The sequence below is a fragment of the Sphingopyxis sp. P8 genome, assembly GCF_020622175.1.
Classification (GTDB): Bacteria; Pseudomonadota; Alphaproteobacteria; order Sphingomonadales; family Sphingomonadaceae; genus Sphingopyxis; species Sphingopyxis jiangsuensis.
In genome coordinates, this window is the sequence record NZ_JACNMK010000001.1 from 1,456,401 (window position 1) to 1,476,994 (window position 20,594).

Genomic DNA, 20,594 nt, shown 5'->3' on the forward strand with positions numbered 1-20,594 from the left:
TTGAACGTCCGCTCCCAACCCCAAAGCCGACGACCTTTTGCAGGCTCACCTCAAACTGCCGCGCCCTTGGCCGAACCCGCGAGCAGCTTCGCGACCAGCCCCGGCAGCCCCCTGTAGTTCGCCTTGTGATATTGCGAATCGTCGGGCAGCGCGGCCTTGAGGCGGCGGTGCGCTTCGGGAAGCGCGTGATAGGGGACGCCGGGCAGCAGGTGATGGAGTGCGTGATAACGCAGCCCGACCGGTGCCCAAAGTTCGGGCAGCAGGCCCGGCGGCGGGACGTTGACGCTGTCGAGGAACTGGCCGGTCACGGTCAGCACCTCGCCGTCATTTTCCCACAGATGCGCGACGAGCGTGCGAATCTGGTTGAGCACGATGCTCGCCGACGCGATCGCGCCAAAGATCAGCAGCGCGCGCAGCGGCACCCAGCCGAACAGCCCCGCGGCAAGGAGCAAGGTCGACCACGCCCAGGCGCCGCCCTCCTGCCACGCCCATTGGCGGCGAAACTCGCCCTCGGGCGCGCGGCGGCGGAACATCGGGTTGATGATCAGCCCCGAATAGCGCTCGCGCACCAGCTTGCGGAGCGGCGGGATCAGGAAGGACAGCGGCGTCAGCACCGCATAGCGGACGATCAGCGCCAGCGGCGCGAAGGCCGCAGCCACCACGAACAGCGGCACCGTCCACGGCTTCATCAGCGCGAGCGGCAGATATTCGGGGTCCTCGACCGTGCCATATTTGGTGCGGTTATGGTGCGTCGAATGGATGCCTTCGTACATGAAGGAGGGGATGAGCATCGGCACGCCGACGAGCAGGTTCCACCCCAAGCGAAAGCCCGGCAGCGCATTTTTGCGGATATGCGTGATTTCGTGGATGAAGCTGCCCGCACGGTAGAGCGCGAGCACCGCGACGAGCGCCGCGGCGAGCATCCACGCCGTCGTCGGCGCAAAGATCGCCGCCGCCACACCGGCATAGCCAATGAAGGCCGAGGCAAGGAAATCGGTCCAATAGATGCGCGCACTCGGCTGCACGAGGTCGCGCGTCAGTTCCGACGCGGCGCGGATCATCGCCATGTCGTCGGCAATCGCGGCCTTGCGCGCGGGCTGCGCCGCAGCGGGTGCGGCGGCGCGCTCGGCAGTGGGAGTCATGACAGTCATAGCCGGTGCCTTCACCATGATTTCGTGGCAGCAAGATGGCCAAATGCGGGTCGCCACCGCCGCACAGATGCCCTAATGCGGCGCGACCAATATAGGGCAGTTGCAACGGGATAACAGGTATGGCCGCACACAGCGAAGGTCCGATCACCATCCGCCGCGTCGAAAACAAGGCCGACAAGCGCGAGTTCGTAGAGCTTGCCTATCGGCTCAATCGCGGCGACCCGGCATGGGTTCCGCCGTTGAAGAACGAGGTGTTCGACCTGCTGACGCCCGGCAAGAATCCCTGGTTCGAGCATGGCAAGGCGCAGCTTTTCCTCGCCCGCCGCGGCGAGCGCACGGTCGGACGCATTTCGGCGCATATCGACGCGCTCGCGCTCGCGCAGCCTGCCGAACAGGGCATGGGGCCGGGGACCGGCAATTGGGGGCTGCTCGAGGCCGAGGATGAAGAGGTTGCCGCCGCCCTGTTCGCGGCGGCCGAGGACTGGCTGCGCGCGCAGGGAATGCACCGCGCGCTGGGGCCGCTGTCGATATCGGTGTGGGACGAGCCGGGGCTGCTGATCGAGGGCTTTGCCGAGGCGCCGACGATCATGCTCGGCCACAACAGCCCGCTCTATCGCGGCTGGGTCGAAGCCGCAGGCTATCGCCCGGCCAAGCAATTGCTCAACTATGCGGTCGACATCGTCGATGGCTTCCCTCCGATCGTCGAGCGCATCGTCGCGGCGGGAGAGAAAAATGCGCGTATCCGCGTCCGGCGCGTCGACAAGCGCCGGTTCGATGCCGAGGCCGCGCTCATCATGGGCATATTGAACGACGCCTGGTCGGACAATTGGGGTTTCGTGCCCTTGACCGACTCCGAAATCGCGCACGTCGGCAAGAAGCTGAAGGCGCTGGTGTTCGAGGACCTGATCCGCATCGCCGAGGTCGACGGCGAACCCGTCGCCTTCATGATCGTCCTCCCCGACATCAACGAGCTGCTGATCGACATGAACGGCTCGCTTCTCCCCTTTCATTGGGCGAAGCTGCTCTGGTGGCTGCACAAGCCCAAGAGCCGCCGGCTCCGCGTCCCGCTGATGGGCGTCGTCAAGAAATTGCAGAACAGCCGCATGGCGAGCACGCTGGCCTTCATGATGATCGAGTTTATCCGCCGCGACGCCGTACGCGATTATGGCGCCACGCGGGGCGACATCGGCTGGGTGCTCGACGACAATCAGGGGATGAAGGCGGTTGCCGACGCGATCGAAGCACGCGTAAACCGGGTGTACCAGATTTACGACAAGTCATTCGGCTGATCCGCTGGCACAAATTTGCGACAAAGCGCGGACATGCTGGCACGGCTTTCGAGAAAGGCTGATGCATGGCTGTCCAATATCTTGCCGCCAACCGCTTCGGTCTCGGGCGCCGCTATGACGATCCGGCAATCGACGACCCCCGCGACTGGCTGACGCGCCAGCTTGCCGAATTCGACCCTGCACCCGCGCCCATCGCCGCGCTTGCCGGACGCGAGGCTGTCGCCGCCGCCTATGTCGATTATTTCGCCGACCGCCGCGCCATGCGCGAGACAGAAGCGCGGGCCCCGACACCTGAAGGTGCCGATCCTGAGGTTGAGCGTCTGTCGCGCTCTGACATCCGCCGCCATTATGTCGACGCGGCGAGCGCACGGCTGACCGCTGCCGTTGCCAGCCCGACTCCCTTTGCCGAGCGGCTGGTCCATTTCTGGTCGAACCATTTTGCCGTATCGGCGGACAAGCTGCCGGTGATCGGTTTCGCCGGCAATTACGAGTTCGAGGCAATCCGCCCGAATATCATGGGCAAGTTCGCCGACCTGCTGATCGCGGCGGTGCGCCATCCGGCGATGCTCCTCTATCTCGACCAGGCGCAAAGCTTTGGCCCCGACAGCGCGCTCGCGACGCGGATGCGCGGCCGGGGTCGGCGGCAAGCGCCGGGACTCAACGAGAATCTGGCGCGCGAGATCCTCGAACTCCACACGCTCGGCGTGCGCAGCGGCTATACGCAAGCGGACGTCACGTCGTTCGCCAAGGCGCTTACCGGGGTAACGGTGAGCGGCCTGGGGCGCGGCGCGGGCCAGCGGCTGATGCCCGCTGACGCGCGGCCGGGGGAGACGGTGTTCATCGCCCCGCTGCATCAGCCCGGCAGCCAGACAATCCTCGGCAAATCCTATCCCGACACCGGGGCGCGACAGGCCGAAGCGGTGCTGCGCGACCTCGCGGTGCATCCTGCGACCGCGACACATATCGCGACCAAAATTGCGCGCCATTTCACCGGCGACACGCCGCCGCAGTCGCTCGTCGACCGGCTGGCGGAGGATTTCCGCAGGAGCGGCGGCGACCTTCGCTCGCTTTATCGCACGCTTGTCGCGTCGCCCGAGCCGTGGGCCGCCGACACCGCGATGTTCAAGTCGCCGTGGGACTGGTCGGTGTCGGTGATGCGCGCGCTGAAACTGCCCGCGCTCGGGGAGCGCCAGAATGTCGCAGCAATGTTCAACCAGCTCGGCCAGCCGCTGTGGCGCCCGGGATCGCCCGCGGGCTATGCCGATCTTGTCGCGACCTGGGCGGGATCGGCGGCGCTGATGCAGCGCGTCGAACTCGCGAGCCGGATCGCGGGGCGGATCGGCGACCGCGTCGACGCGCGCCGCCTCGCGCCCCTGATTCTCGCCGACGCGCTGACGACCGAAACCGAAACGGCGATCGCACGCGCCGACAGCCCCGGCCAGGGGATGGCGATGCTCTTCGCCAGCCCGGCCTTTTTGCGGAGATAGCCGATGAGATTCTCGCGCCGCTCGCTGCTGGTTTCCGGCCTGGGCATCGCCGCCGCCGCCGCGGCCACGCCGCGCTTCGCCTATGCCGCCGCCGGAACGACCCGACGGCTCGTTTTCATAATCCAGCGCGGAGCCGCCGACGGGCTTGCAACGCTCGCCCCCACCGGCGACCCCGCCTTTACCTCCGCGCGCAAGGCGCTCGCCGATGAGACCGCGGGCGGCGCCAAGCTCGATGCGATGTTCACACTGCATCCGGCGCTCGCGAACACCGCGACGCTTTACGGAGCAAAGCAGGCGCATTTTGCGCACGCCGTCGCGACCGCCTATCGCGACCGGTCGCATTTCGACGGGCAGAACATGCTCGAAGGTGGCGGGGCGCGGCCCTATGGACGCGAGGACGGATGGGTCGGTCGGATGCTCACCCTGCTCCCCGATGCCGAGCGCGAGGCACTGGCGATCGCCGCCGCGGTCCCGCTCGCGCTGCGCGGCCCCTTCCCGGTCGGCACCTACGCGCCGAGCCGGTTGCCGCAAGCCGATGCCGACCTGATCGCGCGGTTGTCTGCACTTTACGCCGACGACCCGCTGCTTCACCCACTATGGGACAGCGCGGTCAAGACGCAGGAACTGGCGGGCGACATCGGCGGCAACAACGGGCGCAACGGCGCCGACCTTGGCAAGCTTGCCGCGTCGCTGATGCAGCCTGCCGACGGCGCGCGCGTGATGATGGTCGAAACGGGCGGCTGGGACACGCACAGCGGGCAGCGCGGGCGCCTTGTAGCGCAGTTGCGCGGGCTCGACCAGCTCGTCGCGGCGCTGCAAACCGGCCTGGGCACGGCGTGGAACGACACGCTGGTGATTGTCGCGACCGAGTTCGGCCGGACGGTCGAGGTCAACGGCACCGGCGGCACCGATCACGGAACCGCGTCGAGCGCAATGTTCCTCGGCGGCGCACTGGCGCACGGCGGGACGGTGGTCGCCGACTGGCCGGGGCTGGCGCCTGCTTCGCGTTACGAGGGGCGCGATCTCAGGCCGACGCGAAACCTCGAAAGCGTGATTGCCGAGGCAGTTGCCCATCACTACGCGCTCGACCCGAAACGGGTGATGACGACGCTTTATCCCGACGCCTGATCGTATCTAGCGAAAGCTCGCCCACGTCGGCGCGTGGTCGCTCGCCTTTTCGCGGCCGCGATGATCCTTGTCGACCTGCGCGTCGACAAGCCGGTCGGCCATCGCAGGGCTGAGCAGCAGATGGTCGATGCGAAAGCCGTGGTCGCGTTGCCAGCCGCCCGCCTGATAGTCCCAGAAGGTCCACACCCCGCCCGCGGGGTGACGGCTGCGCAGCGCGTCGGTCCAGCCATCGCCGAGCAGGCGGAAATAGGCATCGCGCGATTCGGGCTGCATCAAGGCGTCGCCCGCCATCGCGCGCGGGTCCCAGACATCGTCGTCGTGCGGGATGACATTATAGTCGCCCGCAAGCACGGTCGGGATTTCGGATGCGAGCAGCGCCTTCGCGCGCTCGCGCAACCGCGCCATCCAGCGCAGCTTGTAATCGAATTTCGGCCCCGGCTGGGGGTTGCCGTTGGGAAGATAGATCGACGCCACGCGGATGCCGTGGACGTCGGCCTCGAGGTAACGCGATTGTTCGTCTTCGGCCTCGCCCGCAAGGCCGCGCTGGATCTCGACAGGCTGTGCATCGCGGGCGAGGATTGCGACGCCATTGAACCCCTTTTGCCCATGATAGAGAAAACCATAGCCCGCCGCCTCGATTTCCTTGACCGGCATGGTTTCGTCGCTCGACTTCAGTTCCTGAAGGCAGGCGACATCGGGCCGGGTTTCCTCCAGCCATTCGACGAGGCGCGGCAGGCGCGCCTTGATCCCGTTGATATTGAAGGTCGCGACTTTCATGTGCCCGCTATGGCAGGATGCGGCGCGCTTCGAAAGGCGTCAGATGGAGAAACTCGACCCGCAACCGCAACCCGCGGCGGCGTTGGGATTTTCGACCTTGAACGACGAGCCGCCGAGCGAGTCGACGAAATCGACGATGCAGCCGCGCACGAGGTCGATGCTGACCGAATCGACCACAAGTTTGACGCCATCGGTCTCGGTCACCAGATCGTCGGCGTCGATGCTGTCGGCGAGGCCGAAACGATAGGTAAAGCCCGAACAGCCGCCGCCATCGACGGCGAGGCGCAGCGCAGGCTCGGCGGCGCCTTGCCGTTCGGCAATCCAGCGGACGCGCGCTGCGGCAGCGGAGGAAAGGCTGATGTCGGTGCTCATGACTGCAAGATAAGGCGCCTGCGCCAAATGAAAAGGGCGCCCCGGCATTGCCGTTGGGCGCCCTCGCTCCTCTCCGACCCTAAAGAGCTTATTCCTCGGGACCGCCCATTGCGCTGTTGTCCCCCGTCAGCGCGGCGATTGCCATCTGGTCCGACCGGACGAAGGGCATCGGATTGACCGGTGCGCCCTCGATGCGGACTTCATAATGGAGATGATTGCCAGTCGAGCGGCCGGTCGAACCGACATAGCCGATAATTTCGCCCTTCTTGACCTGCTGACCGGACTTCACGATGTACGACGACATATGGCCGTAGCGCGTCTGGATCGCGTTGCCATGTTCGATTTCGACATAATTGCCGTAGCCGCCAAGGCGCTGCGCGCGGCCGACAATGCCGTCGGCGGTGGCATAGATCGGCGTGCCGTGCGGCGCCGGAATGTCGATGCCATTGTGGCGCGCGACCCTGCCCGTGATCGGATGGACACGCATGCCGTAGGAGGATGACAGCGACATTTGCTCGATCGGGCGGCGCGACGGCACCGAAACACCAATGCTTGCGGCAAGGCCGGTATCGAGGCGTTTCCACGCCTGGAACACCGCGCGCGCTTCGCTGTCTTCGCTGGCCGACGGAACGCCGGCGGTAAATTCGTCATCATCGGGTTCGTCGGGAACGACGACCCCGGCATTGGCGCTATTCTCTGCAGCGATCGCTGCTGGCGTGGCGGCCCAGAAAAGGGCGGCGGCACAGAGAAACGCACCTTGTTGCAACTTCTGCATCAGAAGAGTGTTTATCACGTAACGACCCCGCGTTGTCCTAGTCACCAAGGTCCCGAAAAGGGCCTTGGCGCTGGTTTTTCTTGCCTTGGATGATTGCTCATCCCCCGCGAGAGCCTGTGTGCTGTGCCAATCCTTATGAAGCAATAACAGCGTAGTATTCTTGCGTTAAACCGGCGTTGTGACGCGCTGAGTCGTTGAACGGCGGCTTCAGTTGCCCGCGAAACCGCGATTTTACGAGGCTTTGCCACGTTTCAACGGCGTTGAATCCCCGTTCGTCGCACATCCAGCCGAACCAGCGCGTCCCCGCGCTCACGTGGCGCACCTCATCCCTATAGATTCGTTCAAGAATTTTCGCCGACGCCGCGTCGCCGACGCCGCGAAAGCGCTCGATCATCGCCGGCGTGACGTCCAGCCCGCGCGCTTCGAGCACCATCGGCACGATCGCGAGCCGCGCGAGCGCGTCATCGGCCGTCGCGGCGGCGGCTTCCCACAATCCTGCATGCGCAGGAAGCGCGCCATAATGGCTGCCGAACGCGCGCAACCGGCGGTCGAGCAGCGCAAAATGCATCGCTTCGTCGGCCGCGACGCCGATCCAGTCGTCGACGAAGCCGCGCGGAAATTCGCCGCCGAAGCGGCCGACGAGATCGACGGCGAGATCGATCGCGACAAATTCGATATGCGCGAGCGCGTGGAGCATCGCGATCCGGCCGCGCTCGGACCCGCCCTTGCGCCGCCGCGGCATGTGTGCAGGCGAAAGCAACTCGGGCCGGTCGGGCCAGGCGGGCTGATCGGGCATCGCGACGTCGCAGCGGTGCGCAAGCGCGCCCTGCCGCCATGCCCGCGCAAATGCGCGCGCCGCGCGGCGCTTGTCGTGCGGGTCCGCCGTCAGCAGGACCGCACGCGCGGCTTCGCCAAGGGTGGTCACCGGCATCCCGCCTCTTTCCCCAAACGGTTCGCGTCGCGCGAACGGAATGGCAGGCGAATGGGCATGCTCGGTCAAAGCGCCTTCGCCGCCTCCAGCACCGCATCGGCATGTCCCTTCACGCGGACCTTGCGCCACTCTTTCGCGAGCTTGCCATCGCGGTCGAAGAGGAAGGTCGAGCGTTCGATGCCCATATAGGTGCGCCCGTAATTCTTCTTCTCCACCCAGGTTCCAAAGGCTTCGCACACGGCACCATCCTCGTCGGAGGCGAGCCGCACGGTGAGGCCATATTTGTCGCGAAACTTGCAGAGCTTTGCCGGCGCGTCGCGCGATACGGCGAGCACCTGCGCGCCCAAATGTGCGAAGTCGGGCGCGAGCCGCGTGAAGTCCTGCGCCTCGGTCGTGCAGCCCGGCGTATCGGCCTTGGGATAGAAATAGACGATCAGCGGCGCCCCCTTCATCGCGGCGAGGTCGATCATCGCGCCGTCGGCGTCGGCCAGCTTGACGGCCGGAATCGCGTCTCCGATGGTCAATCCGCTCATTTCTCGCGCTCCTTTTCCATATCGTCGGGGCGAATCGACGCCCACCAATTGCCGACCTCCTGCCGCGCCGCATCGTGCGCGGCAAGCAATTGGGTCCAGTCGGACTGTCCGCACGCTTCCGCGACAAGGCGGCGCGCGGCCGGGGTCGCGGGTTCACCCTCGGGCGCGGTCAGGCGCAGCATGACGAGCATCCGCGTGAGGAGGTCATGCGCTTGCGGTATCGTGCGTGGTGCAAGGCCGGCCTCGACCAGCACGGTGAGCGCGGTGCCGAGATGCGGGTCATGCCCCTGCCCGCGCGTCAGCTGGACATATTGCATCGCGAATTCGAGGTCGACGAGCCCGCCGGGTCCGCCCTTTACGTCGAGCGGTCCTTTGGGCGGTTTATGCGCGGCCATCTTTGCCCGCATCTCCGCCGCGTCGCGCCCGACCGAATTGGGGTCGCGGGGCCTGGCCAGCACCTCGCGAATGATGCGCTCGACCTCTGTGCGCGCTTCGTCCGACCCGTAAACCGGCCGCGCGCGGAGCAGCGCCATATGTTCCCACGTCCAGGCTTCCTCGCGCTGATAGCGTTCGAAGCTGTCGAGCGTCACGACGAGCGGCCCCTGCGCGCCCTGCGGGCGCAGCCTCGTGTCGACGTCATAGAGCTTGCCCGCTGCCGTCGGGACCGAGAGTGCCGCGGTCACGCGCTGCGCGAGACGGTTGTAATAAGTGGACGCACCGAGCGGACGCGCGCCGTCCGAATCGGCGAGATGGTCGCCGGTGAAGAGGTAGATCAGGTCGAGGTCGGACGCATGGGTAAGCGCGCACCCGCCGAGCCGTCCAAGCGCGAGGATCACCAATTCGCTGTCCGGCACGACGCCGTGCGCCGCACGAAATTCGGCGACCGTCGCATCGGCGAGCAACTGCAAAGCCGCCTCTGCAAGATCGGCATAGCCGCGCGCGACATCGAGCGGATCGGTCGACCCGGCGATGAGCTGGACACCATAGGCGAAACGCCGCTCGCCCACGCGGTCGCGCACGCGGTCGAGCAATTGTTCGTAATCGAGACCCGCGAGCCCCGGCGCCCATTCGACGAAGAGCGCGTCGCGCGTCGCGGGAGCATCGAAAGCATGCGCGTCGATGAGCCCCTCGATCAGATCGACGCGCACCGCGAGCGCGTCGGCCAGCGTCGGTGCAAGCGACAGGATGCGCGTCGCGATCCGCGCAAGCGCGGGGTTGGCGGCGAGAAGATGAAAGAAATTGACCGCGCTCGGCAGTCCCGCGACGAGCTTGTCGAAGCGCGTGAGTGCGGCGTCGGGGTCGGGTGCCGCCCCCAGCGCGCGCACCAGCTCTGGAAGCACGGTTTCCAGCGCCTCGACCGCGGCGCTGCTTCGCAGCGCGCGCAGCTTGCCACCGCGCCATTCGGCGATCGTGCGGAGCGCGGCGGCGGGCGGATCGAAGCCTGCCGCCGCGAGTTGCGGCGCAAGTTCGCCCTCGTCGCGCGGCAATGCGCCACTCGGCGCCGCGCGTTCGGCGACGAGGCGGTCGTAACAGGAGCCGACGTCGGCAACCACTGGCTCGAGCAGCGCGAGCAGCGCGGCGCCGTCGGCCAGCCCGTCGAGCCGCGCGACGCCGTCGAGCGCGGCGGTTTGAACCGGCAGGCTGTGCGTTTGCTGATCCTCGACCATCTGCAGCCGATGCTCGATCCGCCGCAGCAGCGCATAATGGTCCGCGAGGCGCGCAGCGACATCGCTGTCAATCCGCCCCGCCGAAGCGAGCGCGGCAAGCGCGTCGACCGTCGCGGGCGCGCGCAGTGCTGGCTCGCGTCCGCCGTAGATGAGCTGGTGGACCTGCGCGAAAAATTCGATTTCGCGAATCCCGCCACGCCCGCGCTTGAGGTCATAGCCGGGGCCGAGCGCCTGTCCTTGCGAGAAATGGTCGCGAATGCGGTCGCTCATCGCGCCGATTTCCTTGAGCTGACGGAAATCGAGGCTGCGGCGCCAGATGAAGGGCTGGATTGCGCCAAGGAAATGTTGCCCGAGCGCGCGGTCGCCCGCCGACGCGCGCGAGCGGATAAATGCCGCCTGCTCCCACGCGAGCGCCTGCGATTCATAATAGGAGATCGCGGCGTTCACCGGCAGCACGATCGGCGTCACTTCGGGGTGCGGGCGAAGGCGCAGGTCGACGCGCAGCACATGCCCGTCGGCGGTGCGCGCCGACAAAATTTCGACCATCCGCCGTGCGATCCGTACGGCAGCCTCGTCGGGATCGTCGCGCGCGCGGCGCGGCAGCGTTTCGGGGTCGAAGATCAGGATGGGGTCGATGTCGGACGAGTAATTGAGCTCGTGGCTGCCGAGTTTGCCGAGCGCGATTACCGACAGCCCGCGCGGCTCCTCGTCCGGCACGCGCTCGGCAAAGGCCGCAGCAAGCGCGGCGTCGCACGCAGCATCGGCAAAGTCCGACAGGTGACGCGTCGTTGCCGCGACATCATGCTCGCCCGACAGGTCGCCGAGCGCAAGCAGCAGCGCAACCTGCCCGCGCCAGTAGCGCAGCGCCGCCATGATATTGTCGTCGACTGCCGGAGAATCGATCTGCGCGAGCGCCGCGTCGGTGCCGTCGGCCAGAAAGCGCGTCACATCGCCGGGATTGAGCTCGGCAAGCCGCGCGAGGAAGGGCGCGTTGGCGGTCAGGCGGTCGAGCGCCGATTGGCGTTGGGACGTCATCGCAGGCCGCTATCGCGCGCCCGGCCCAAGGCCGCAACCCAAAGCTGCTCGCTGCGGGCGCAGCAAAGCGACCCAGGATGGTTTATCCATTCCGGATTGCCTCGCCGCGCTCGCAATGGCGAAGGAAATATCAGGCCGGAACCGTGCTCTCGTCGAAGAACAACACCTGCGCGATCGCGGCGCGCAGCGTTGCGGGCTGATAGGGCTTGGTGAGCAGGAAGGCCGGTTCGGGCCGGTCGCCGGTGAGCAGCCGCTCGGGGAAGGCGGTGATGAAGATGACCGGCAGTTTCACGTCGGAGAGGATTTCCTGCACCGCCTCGATCCCCGAACTGTTGTCGGCGAGCTGGATGTCGGCGAGGACGAGGCCTGGCTTGTGCTTCTGCGCTTCGGCGACCGCTTCGGTGTGGGTGGTCGCCACGGCGACAACCTCGTGCCCGAGTTCGCGGACGATCATTTCGATGTCCATTGCGATGATCGGCTCATCCTCGATGATCAGGATGCGCGCGCGCGTCTGGCGTTCGATCTCTGCGGTTGCTTCGGCGATCAAGCGCTGCACGGCGTCGGCGTCGCGGCCGATGATGCGGCCGGTGTCCTCGGCATCGAACCCCTCGACTGCCGTGAGCAGCAGCGCCTGGCGCGCGAGCGACGGGATGCGGCGCAGCCGGGCATCGGCAATCGCCATATCGTCGGCGGGGGCTGCCTCCGCAACATTCGCCTCTTCCGCCATCAGGGCGAAATTATCGTGAACCATGCGATAGAGCTGAATACGCAGGTCGGCGCCCTCGTCGATCGCGCCCGGATCGGCGACGAGCGTTTCGAGAATGCGGGCCACGAGCGCGTCGCCGCGCTGCTGGCTTCCCGATATGGCACGACCATAGCGCCGCAGATAGGGAAGATGCGGCGCAATCGCCTGACCCAATGACATAGATTACCTCCTGATCCAGGCCAGAGCCTGCCCCAAAACACACGCAAATCCGGGCGTCGCGTCGAAAAGTCGGCGCCAGCCCGGCAAAATTTCTCCTGTCGGGAACGATTTAAGCGCAAATTGGTTTCATGCGGAAGGAACAAACGCACCATTGCAGTTTGGTTTATCCACAGTTAGCACGGGGGACCATGACCAGCGGTTGCTTCGAATATGTCATCTGAATCCGGTTCGTCAGCGAACAAGCGGACCGGCAAGACAGGTGACAGGAAGGTCACCAGAAAGGCGCACGACGTCAACGTCGCGTTGCGCCGCGCCTATGATTCTGCCGTTGAGGAAAGCATTCCGCAGTCGATGCTCGACCTGCTCGGCAAGCTCAGCTGATCATTTGCGATAGCGCGCGGCGAAGTCCGACGCGAAAGCCGCAAAACGGCCCCCCGCGATGGCATCGCGCATCGCCTGCATCAGATCCTGATAGAAATGCAGATTATGCTGCGTCATCAGCATCGCGCCGAGCATCTCGCCGGCGCGGACGAGATGGTGCAGATAGGCGCGCGACCAGTTTGTGCAGACCGGACAGCCGCAGGACGCATCGAGCGGACCCAGATCCTCGGCATGTTTGGCATTGCGGATGTTGACGGGCCCCTCCCACGTGAAGGCCTGCCCGTTGCGCCCCGACCGCGTCGGCAGCACGCAGTCGAACATGTCGACCCCGCGCGCGACCGCGCCGACCAGATCGTCGGGTTTGCCGACGCCCATCAGATAGCGCGGCCTGTCGGCGGGAAGCTGGCCGGGCGCATAGTCAAGCACGCCGAACATCGCCTCCTGCCCCTCGCCCACGGCGAGCCCGCCGATCGCATAGCCATCGAAACCGATGTCGATAAGCGCGGCAGCCGAACGCGCGCGCAATTTTTCGTCGAGCGATCCCTGCTGGATGCCGAACAGCGCCGCACCCGCCGCATGTTCCTCGCCCGCATCGAAACCCGCGCGACTGCGCGCCGCCCAGCGCATCGAACGCTCCATGCTCGCTTCCGCACGCTTCGCATCGACGCCGTTCGGCGGACATTCGTCGAATGCCATCACGATGTCGCTGCCAAGCAGCCGCTGGATTTCCATCGAGCGCTCGGGCGTAAGCATATGGCGCGAGCCGTCGAGATGGCTTTTGAACGCCACGCCCTCTTCGCTCTGCTTGGTGAGCGCCGACAGGCTCATCACCTGATAGCCGCCGCTGTCGGTCAGGATCGGCCGGTCCCACCCCATGAAATTATGGAGCCCGCCCAGCCGGGCCATCCGTTCGGCGCCGGGGCGCAGCATCAGATGATAGGTATTGCCGAGGATGATGTCGGCTCCCGTCGCGCGCACCTCGGCGGGGCGCATCGCCTTCACCGTCGCGGCGGTGCCGACGGGCATGAAGGCGGGCGTGCGAATCTCGCCGCGCTGCATCCGGATCGTGCCCGTGCGCGCGGCGCCGTCGGTCGCGGCGATCGAAAAGGCGAATCTGTCGCTCATGGCGCGCGCCTATGGCGAGGCGCGCGCCGAAAGTCGAGCCGCCGCGCTATTCGCGCGCGTGTTCGCTCGAGGGTTCCTCCGCGGCGGCCTTGGCCTTTTCCTTCGGCTTCTCTTTCGCGAAAGTCTCCGCGATCTCCTTTTTCTGGGCTTGGGACAGGCCGTCCTCGGCTTCGGGGAACATGTCCTCCTCCTCTTCGTCGATATGGTGGAGGTAGCGGTCTTTCATGGTGCGGAAGCGCGTGAGCCAACCGGTCGAGCCGAAGTCCATCTCGTATAGCTCGGCGAGCATATCCTCGATTTCCTTATGCTCGGCGACGCTATGCTGTGCCTCGTCGCGGAGGTCCGAACGGCCGAGCATCGCGGCATAGAGCGACATTTCTTCCGACGCCGCGTGCGCCGTCACCTCGACACGAAATTTTTCGAACAATGCTGCCCGCTCCGGGCTGTCACCCTGAGTGGCGTCGATCCGTTCGAGCAGCTCACGATGACGATCATGATCCTGCTTGAGGCGGGCGAAGATTTTCGTGTCGGCCATTCGGGTCTCCATCGATCGCTGGGGTCTTCAGGCAAACGGTCGAGCCCCGCGCGGGTTCCGCGACGGCCGTTCCTCTCCAAACGCGCCGACCGCAAGTCCGATTGCTTCGCGCGCAGATCATCAGGGATATTGGCGACGGCGATTTTCTCCGCCAATGAGCATAACGGAAGCGACGCCATTGATCGGATCGCATCGCGGCATGTCGGCTTTCGACGTCTCGTTCGTCTGAATGGCTGAGGGGGGACCACGGGGACGCATGACAAGCCTTGTCGACATGTTGGCGAAAGCAAGGCGTGCCGTACTGCGGCGCGGCGTTCCAATCGAGGATGCCGATGAATTGGTGCATGATGCTTTCATCAAGCTCGAACAATATGAAAGCGCGCACAATGTGCAGTCGCGCGAGGCCTTGCTTGTGAAGGCAGCGATCAACCTGTCGATCGACCGCGCGCGGCGTAACCTTCGGTCGCCCTTTTCGTCGCAGGACGGAATGCGCGACGTTGCCGATGCGATGCCCGACCCGGCGCAGATTGTCGAAGAGCGGGTGCGGCTTGTCCGCGCATCGGAAGGGCTCGAGCGCCTTCCCGAACGCACGCGGCGTATCCTGCTGGCGCGGCGGCTCGACAACCGGCCCTTTGCCGACATTGCGCGCGATGAGGGGATGACGGTCGCAGCCGTCGAAAAGCAGGTTGCGCGGGCGACGCTGCAATTGATGAAATGGATGGACGAGTGGTGATGCGCCGCGACCGATCGGAACGTATTGCCGCCGAAGCAACGGCGTGGCTCGCCCGGCTCGAATCGACGGGACGGACGCCTTCGACCGAAGCGGGGCTGAAGGCTTGGCTGCTTGCCGACGACGCGCACCGCCGGTCGTTCGAGCGCGCGATGGACGTGTGGGCGATCATCCCGGGCGCCGCCGAACTGTTGGCGGCGAGCCTGTCACCCGCGCGCAAAAGGTCTGGCTTCAGGCACTTCGTCGAGCACGGCCGCGCACTCGCGATGGCGGCATCGCTGCTGATCATGTGCTTTGTGTCGGGGTGGTTCCTGATCGACGGATCGACAACCTATTCGACGGTGGTCGGCGAACAACAGGTTGCCACGCTTGAAGACGGGTCGCGTATCGCGCTCAACGCCGACACGAAGCTTAAAGTGCACTATGACAAGGCTTCCCGAAGCGTCCAGCTCGACAAGGGCGAGGCAATGTTCGAGGTTGCGCACAATGCACGGCGCCCCTTCACGGTCGAAGCCGGGAACAAGCGGATTACGGCGCTGGGAACCAGTTTCATTGTCCGCAAGACAGGGGATTCCGTCGCCGTGATCCTGTTGTCGGGCAAGGTGCGCGTCGACACTTTGGACGCGGGTACGGCTCCGCGCGCGACGGCCACCATCCTTGCCCCCGGCGAACAGCTGATGGCCGCCGCCCAATCCCCCGAAGTCGTGACGCGAACATCGGCAGAGGCCGCGACGGCGTGGCGGCGGGGCCAGATCGTGTTCGACGAGACGAGCTTGTCGGCGGCGCTCACCGAACTCGGACGATATGGCGGGCAGCATATCGAGCTTGCCGACCCGCGCCTCGGCGGGCTTACGGTGTCGGGCGTTTTCGCAACCAACGACACCGCCGAATTTGCTCACGCCGTGGCGGCCCTTCACGACCTGCGCGTCGAGCGGTCGGACAGCCGCCTGCTGCTGACGCGCCGGTAAAAAATATGTCAGGCAAATCCGTAATTTAATTGCGCGCTGTGGCCCCAGCCAATTTTTTTTCATCTCTGTGTCGGATTTGGACGCTTTCGACGTCTGAAAGGTTGAAGGCGGATGCGACAATCGCGGCGCCACAAGGGGGCGAAACTATGATCTCGAAGGCTATGTTGGGTGCCTGCAGCGCAATGGTCGCTATCGCTGCAAATGTGGCCGAGGCGCGCGAACAGACCGAATATAACATCGATCTTCCTCAACAGGCGCTTGCGCGGTCGCTTCGCGCCGTCGCAGCCCAGACCGACAGCAACGTCGTATTTGCAGGATCGGCCGTCGAGGGGCGGACGGCGCCCGCGCTGAAGGGCCGCTTTACCGCTCGCTCGGCCTATCGCACGCTCCTCAAGGGTTCGAGCCTGACGCTGCGCGAAACGAGCGGCGGCTCGTTCGTCGTAACCGCTGGAGCCGTGGCGCAGGCGTCGACGGCCAATCCGCCCGTTGCGGCGGCCGAACGCGCGCCGGAATATGCTCCGCCGCAGCAGGAAATCGTCGTAACCGGCTCGCAGATCAAGGGCGCGAAGGTCGACGATGTCCTGCCCGTCACCGTGCTGACCGAGGACGATATCGAGACGACTGGCGCGATCACAGGCGACGAACTTTTCCGTTCGATCCCGCAGATCGGGGCGACCCAGTTCAATGACCAGAATACGGTCGGCAGCGCCAACGCGGCGCGCGGCGACGTCGCGTCGATCAACCTGCGCGACCTGGGCACCGGCAACACGCTGCTGCTCATCAACGGCCGCCGCATGGTCCTCAACCCCGGTTTCCAGACCGAACTTCTTGTCCCTGTCGTGTCGCCGAACACCAATACCATCCCGCCGAGCGCGGTGCGCCGCGTCGAAGTGCTGCGCGATGGCGCATCGCCGGTCTATGGCGCCGATGCCGTCGCCGGCGTGATCGACACCCAGCTGCGCGGGCGGTTGAAAGGCGGTTTCGTCAACATGCGGCTCGACCTCGCGAACGAGACGAGCCAATATGAATATGACATCAGCGCGGGCTTCGGCATCGATTTCAATGGCGGCCGCAGCAACCTGACCGTCTATGGCAATTATTTTCACGGCAACCGCGTTCCGGCTTCCGAGCAGGATTTTTCGGCAAGCGACGACCTGCGCCCCTTTTTCGTGGGCACACCGTTCGAGAACGACACCCAGCTGAACAATCGCAGCACAGGCTCGCCCTGGGGTCGCTTCCAGGCGAGCAACCGGATCACGCGCGTTGGCGACGACGATTTCCACATCCAGCCGTGCAGCGTCCTTGCGTCGAACGACACGACCTTCCTGCCGCTGCAGAACGGGCTGTGTGCCGACAACAGCAGCACGACCATCGACACCGCCATCCGCTATGACTCGGCGCCGGTGTCCGACCTTTTTTCGGAGCGCGACCGCTATAATATCTTCGCGCTGTTCAGCCACGAGTTCGACAATGGCCTCGAATTTTATGCCGAGGGCAGCTATTATTATTCGAAGCTCAACCGCAATATCGAGCAGGCGCAGATCCTGGGCGGCGTCCCGATCGGCGTGACGCGGACGGCCTATTACAATCCCTTCGGCGCCCCCGATCCGACCAACCCGAACCGGATCGATCCGCGTCCGGCGGGCATCCCGGCGACCGGATCGACGATCCAGATCATCGGCTATCGTGCGATCGACGCCGGTCCGCGCGAAGTTCAGGTCACCGGCGACAGCATGCGCTTCCTCGCCGGCCTGCGCGGCGAAATCGGTTCGTGGGATTTCGACACCGCGGTCCTTTATACCGAGGCGAACACGACCGACCGCGCGACGCGCATCTCGAACACCCTGTTCCAAGCCGCGATCAACCGCACCGACGCGAGCGCCTATAATCCGTTCAACGGCGGCAGCTTCGAATTTCCCAATTCGATCGACGGGACGCCGAGCAACCAGGCGACGATCGACAGCTTCATCGTCCCCGTCTACCGCATCGGCAAGACGACGCTGGCGCTCGCCGATTTCAAGATTTCGCGTCCCGATCTCTTCACGCTTCCCGGCGGCGACCTTGGCATCGCGGTCGGGGTCGAAGCGCGGCGCGAGACCTTTATCGACAACCGCGACGAGCGGCTCGACGGCACGATCACCTTCACCAATGCGGTGACCGGCGTGGTCGAGCAGAGCGACGTGCTCGGCACCAGCCCCAGCCCCGACACCAGCGGCAATCGCGAAGTCTTTTCGGCCTTTGCCGAGACGTTCATCCCGCTGATCGGTGAGGATATGAATGTTCCGCTCGTCGAGAAGCTGGAAGTTCAGCTTGCGGGCCGCTTCGAACATTTCACCGATGTCGGCAGCACGATCGTCCCGCGCGTCGCGGCGGCGTGGACCCCGTTCGACGGCCTGCTGTTCCGCGGCGCCTGGTCGCTCGGTTTCCGCGCTCCCAACCTCGTTCAGGTCAATGACGTCGGGACAACGCGCAACAATTCGCGCGACGATTATGTCCGTTGTCAGGCCGAGTTCGAAAAGGGCCTCATCTCCAACGTCGGTGCGTGCGGCAACCGCAGCACGACCAGCCTGCGCAGCGGCACCGACCAGCTCGAGCCCGAGGAAACGACCAGCCTGAATTTCGGCGTCGTCGTCTCTCCGTCGTTCATCCCGCGCCTGACGCTGACCGCCGATTATTGGCGCATCAAGCAGACCGGCCTCGTCGGCACGTTCGGCGACCAGAACCAGCTCGCGCTCGACCTTCTCCTTCGCAAGCAGGGCAGCTTTAACCCGAACGTGATTCGCGAGGATCCCGACGCCGACACGCTTGCGCTGTTCGCCGGAACGTCGCTCGCCGCCAACCCGGCGGGCAACGTGAACATCGTCCTCGACCCCTATCTGAACCTCGATAGCCGGACGTCGAAGGGCTATGACTTCGGCGCCTATTACGACCTGCCCGACACGGGGATCGGCGACTTCCGCTTCCGGTTCAACGCCGCGCGGCTCAAGAGCTTTTTCCAGGTCCCCGGCCCCGACGGCCAGCTGCTGCTCGACGCGATCGCCAACGGCGACCTGCCGACCGAAGTCAGCGTCGATGGCATCGGCGAGTTGATGGAACAGGACGGGCGTCCCAAATGGCGTTTTTCGACCTCCGCAATCTGGAGCGTGGGCAATTGGGACGTCAGCTGGTTCGGCAAATATATCGGCAGCTTCAACGACATCAGCGTCACGCAGGACCAGACCGGGGAATTCCTGCGCGTGAAGAGCTGGTTCACGATGAACGCGTCGGTGGCCTATACGGTGACCAACAACACCGCGCTCAACGGGCTGCGGCTGAAGTTCGGCATCAACAACATCCAGAACAAGCGCCCGCCGATCGCCGACGAAAGCTATGGCTATTTCGGCGCCGAGCATAGTGGCAAGCGCCGCGTCTTCTATTTCGAGATGCGCAAGAAGTTCTGAGGTCCGTGATGCGAAATCGGCGCGGCGCAATCAATGGCGGCATCGCCCGCCACGCCCTTTCGCTTGGTGCCGCGGTGGCAGCGGCAGTCCACTTGCCTGCCACCGCGGCACAGCCGCTTCCACAACCCCTTGCCGCCCCGGCAAAGGCCGGATGCGAAAACAGCCGGGTCCGGCTCGATACCGGCTTTCCCACGGGCGCTGCCGCGCGCTGCGAAACGGTGAGCGAGCGCGAGCTGACGATCACCCTCGCCCCCGAAGACGCTCCCCCGATCAATTGCAGCGCCTGGTATGCCTTTCGCCTGACCCCGCAGCCCGAAGCGAAGCGCGGGACCAAGGTGAAGGTCACGCTGGACTATACCGCGTGCGGGCACCGCTACTGGCCCAAGACGAGCAGCGACGGCGTCAACTGGAAGGCGATGCCGAAAAAGGATGTAACGCTGTTCGAGCGCCGCGGGATCAAGCAGGCGCAGCTCAACATCGCCCTTGGTTCCGGACCGCTGTTCGTCGCGGGGCAAGAGATTATTGCGCCATCCACCTATGACCATTGGCTCACCGAAAGCGCACGTCATCCCGACGCCGTCCGCGCGACGCTGGGCAAATCGGCCGAGGGGCGCATCATCGAGCAGTTGACGATCACGTCGGCCGCTGCCGCACCGCGCGAGCAGGTCGTCCTGATCGGTCGCCAGCATCCACCCGAAATTACCGGCGCGCTCGCAATGTTCGCCTTTGTCGACACGATCCTTTCCGACGATCCGGTCGCAAAAGCCTATCGCGCGCGTTTCTCGACGATCGTCGTTCCGATGCTCAATCCCGACGGCGTTGTCCGGGGCCATTGGCGCCACGGAACCGGCGGGCTCGACCTCAACCGAGATTGGGGGCCGTTCACCCAGCCCGAGACTCAGCTCATGCAAAAGCTGCTCGCCGACATCGACGCCGATCCGGCGCGCAAGCTGCGGCTGCTGCTCGACTTTCATTCGACGCAGAAGGATGTCGTCTATACGCTTCCCGACGCAAAAATCACCGATCCGCCAGGCTTCGCGGCTGGCTGGCTTGCGCGCTATCAGGACCGTATGCCGGGGTACAAGGTCGAGCGCGATTCGAGCCACAATCCCGGCCTCCCGACCGCCAAGTCGTGGGTCTATGAGGCCTATCGCGTCCCGACCGCGACCTTCGAGCTCGGCGACGAAACCGATCGCAAGCTCGTCGCGCGCATCGGCAAACAAGCCGCGCTCGCAATGATGGAAACGATGCTGGCTACCCCCGCGCCCTAAGCCCGCGGGGCGCGCTCACTATCGATACGCATTTCACTTGCGCGCGACATTGACGTGGGCAGAGGGCGATCTGC

18 protein-coding genes are annotated in these 20,594 nt (G+C 65.4%); 8 read left to right on the forward strand and 10 right to left on the reverse strand.

Going from position 1 to position 20,594, the window contains the following annotated elements:
* Window positions 1-50: 50 nt before the first annotated feature.
* Entirely contained in the window at window positions 51-1,151 is a 1,101-nt protein-coding gene (locus H7692_RS07115) for a fatty acid desaturase family protein (RefSeq protein WP_227339956.1), read from the reverse strand.
* Window positions 1,152-1,270: 119 nt separating this feature from the next.
* On the opposite strand from H7692_RS07115, the gene H7692_RS07120 reads away from it, so the two are divergent.
* The 3 genes from H7692_RS07120 to H7692_RS07130 all read left to right on the forward strand — a co-directional run bounded on the left by H7692_RS07120 (window position 1,271) and on the right by H7692_RS07130 (window position 5,055).
* On the forward strand, window positions 1,271-2,440 hold the full coding sequence (locus H7692_RS07120) for an N-acetyltransferase (protein WP_227339957.1): 1,170 nt from the start codon (window positions 1,271-1,273) through the stop codon (window positions 2,438-2,440).
* A gap of 65 nt (window positions 2,441-2,505) precedes the next feature.
* A complete protein-coding gene (locus H7692_RS07125; RefSeq protein WP_227339958.1) occupies window positions 2,506-3,927 on the forward strand; it encodes a DUF1800 domain-containing protein in 1,422 nt (473 codons plus the stop codon).
* A 3-nt stretch (window positions 3,928-3,930) separates the two neighbouring features.
* A complete protein-coding gene (locus H7692_RS07130) occupies window positions 3,931-5,055 on the forward strand; it encodes a DUF1501 domain-containing protein (protein WP_227339959.1) in 1,125 nt (374 codons plus the stop codon).
* Between the two features lie 6 nt (window positions 5,056-5,061).
* Here H7692_RS07130 and xth read toward each other — a convergent pair whose 3' ends face one another.
* The 7 genes from xth to H7692_RS07165 form a co-directional block, all read right to left on the reverse strand.
* Entirely contained in the window at window positions 5,062-5,832 is a 771-nt protein-coding gene (gene xth / locus H7692_RS07135; protein WP_201929004.1) for an exodeoxyribonuclease III, read from the reverse strand.
* Between the two features lie 39 nt (window positions 5,833-5,871).
* The gene (gene erpA, locus H7692_RS07140) at window positions 5,872-6,204 is read right to left on the reverse strand and encodes an iron-sulfur cluster insertion protein ErpA (RefSeq protein ID WP_201929003.1); all 333 of its coding nucleotides are present in this window, start codon (window positions 6,202-6,204) and stop codon (window positions 5,872-5,874) included.
* An 88-nt stretch (window positions 6,205-6,292) separates the two neighbouring features.
* Entirely contained in the window at window positions 6,293-6,997 is a 705-nt protein-coding gene (locus H7692_RS07145) for a M23 family metallopeptidase (protein ID WP_201929002.1), read from the reverse strand.
* Between the two features lie 115 nt (window positions 6,998-7,112).
* On the reverse strand, window positions 7,113-7,910 hold the full coding sequence (locus tag H7692_RS07150) for a ferritin-like domain-containing protein (RefSeq protein ID WP_227339960.1): 798 nt from the start codon (window positions 7,908-7,910) through the stop codon (window positions 7,113-7,115).
* 65 nt (window positions 7,911-7,975) lie between these two features.
* Window positions 7,976-8,443: a thioredoxin-dependent thiol peroxidase gene (bcp, locus tag H7692_RS07155; protein ID WP_201929000.1), complete on the reverse strand. Its 468-nt coding sequence runs from the start codon at window positions 8,441-8,443 to the stop codon at window positions 7,976-7,978.
* Window positions 8,440-11,145 (reverse strand): bifunctional [glutamine synthetase] adenylyltransferase/[glutamine synthetase]-adenylyl-L-tyrosine phosphorylase, encoded by a 2,706-nt coding sequence (locus H7692_RS07160; protein WP_227339961.1) that lies wholly within the window; start codon window positions 11,143-11,145, stop codon window positions 8,440-8,442. The genes bcp and H7692_RS07160 overlap by 4 nt, the downstream gene beginning before the upstream one ends.
* Before the next feature lie 130 nt (window positions 11,146-11,275).
* Window positions 11,276-12,070 carry a response regulator gene (locus H7692_RS07165; RefSeq protein ID WP_227339962.1) on the reverse strand — a complete coding sequence of 265 codons (795 nt, stop codon included), beginning with the start codon at window positions 12,068-12,070 and terminating at the stop codon, window positions 11,276-11,278.
* A 210-nt stretch (window positions 12,071-12,280) separates the two neighbouring features.
* On the opposite strand from H7692_RS07165, the gene H7692_RS07170 reads away from it, so the two are divergent.
* Window positions 12,281-12,451, forward strand: coding sequence for a NepR family anti-sigma factor (locus tag H7692_RS07170; RefSeq protein WP_201928997.1), 171 nt, complete (start codon window positions 12,281-12,283; stop codon window positions 12,449-12,451).
* Here the strand turns inward: H7692_RS07170 and tgt are convergent, their stop codons facing one another.
* Both tgt and H7692_RS07180 read right to left on the reverse strand, forming a co-directional pair.
* The gene (tgt, locus tag H7692_RS07175; protein ID WP_222135526.1) at window positions 12,452-13,576 is read right to left on the reverse strand and encodes a tRNA guanosine(34) transglycosylase Tgt; all 1,125 of its coding nucleotides are present in this window, start codon (window positions 13,574-13,576) and stop codon (window positions 12,452-12,454) included. It lies immediately after the preceding gene.
* A 46-nt stretch (window positions 13,577-13,622) separates the two neighbouring features.
* The gene (locus tag H7692_RS07180) at window positions 13,623-14,111 is read right to left on the reverse strand and encodes a hemerythrin domain-containing protein (RefSeq protein ID WP_222135525.1); all 489 of its coding nucleotides are present in this window, start codon (window positions 14,109-14,111) and stop codon (window positions 13,623-13,625) included.
* Window positions 14,112-14,367: 256 nt separating this feature from the next.
* On the opposite strand from H7692_RS07180, the gene H7692_RS07185 reads away from it, so the two are divergent.
* The 4 genes from H7692_RS07185 to H7692_RS07200 all read left to right on the forward strand — a co-directional run bounded on the left by H7692_RS07185 (window position 14,368) and on the right by H7692_RS07200 (window position 20,520).
* On the forward strand, window positions 14,368-14,844 hold the full coding sequence (locus H7692_RS07185; protein ID WP_201928994.1) for an RNA polymerase sigma factor: 477 nt from the start codon (window positions 14,368-14,370) through the stop codon (window positions 14,842-14,844).
* Window positions 14,844-15,809 (forward strand): FecR family protein, encoded by a 966-nt coding sequence (locus H7692_RS07190; RefSeq protein WP_222135524.1) that lies wholly within the window; start codon window positions 14,844-14,846, stop codon window positions 15,807-15,809. The genes H7692_RS07185 and H7692_RS07190 overlap by 1 nt, the downstream gene beginning before the upstream one ends.
* 146 nt (window positions 15,810-15,955) lie before the next feature.
* Window positions 15,956-19,249: a TonB-dependent receptor domain-containing protein gene (locus tag H7692_RS07195; RefSeq protein ID WP_227339963.1), complete on the forward strand. Its 3,294-nt coding sequence runs from the start codon at window positions 15,956-15,958 to the stop codon at window positions 19,247-19,249.
* 8 nt (window positions 19,250-19,257) lie between these two features.
* Window positions 19,258-20,520, forward strand: coding sequence for a M14 family metallopeptidase (locus H7692_RS07200; RefSeq protein ID WP_227339964.1), 1,263 nt, complete (start codon window positions 19,258-19,260; stop codon window positions 20,518-20,520).
* Window positions 20,521-20,594 lie beyond the last annotated feature (74 nt).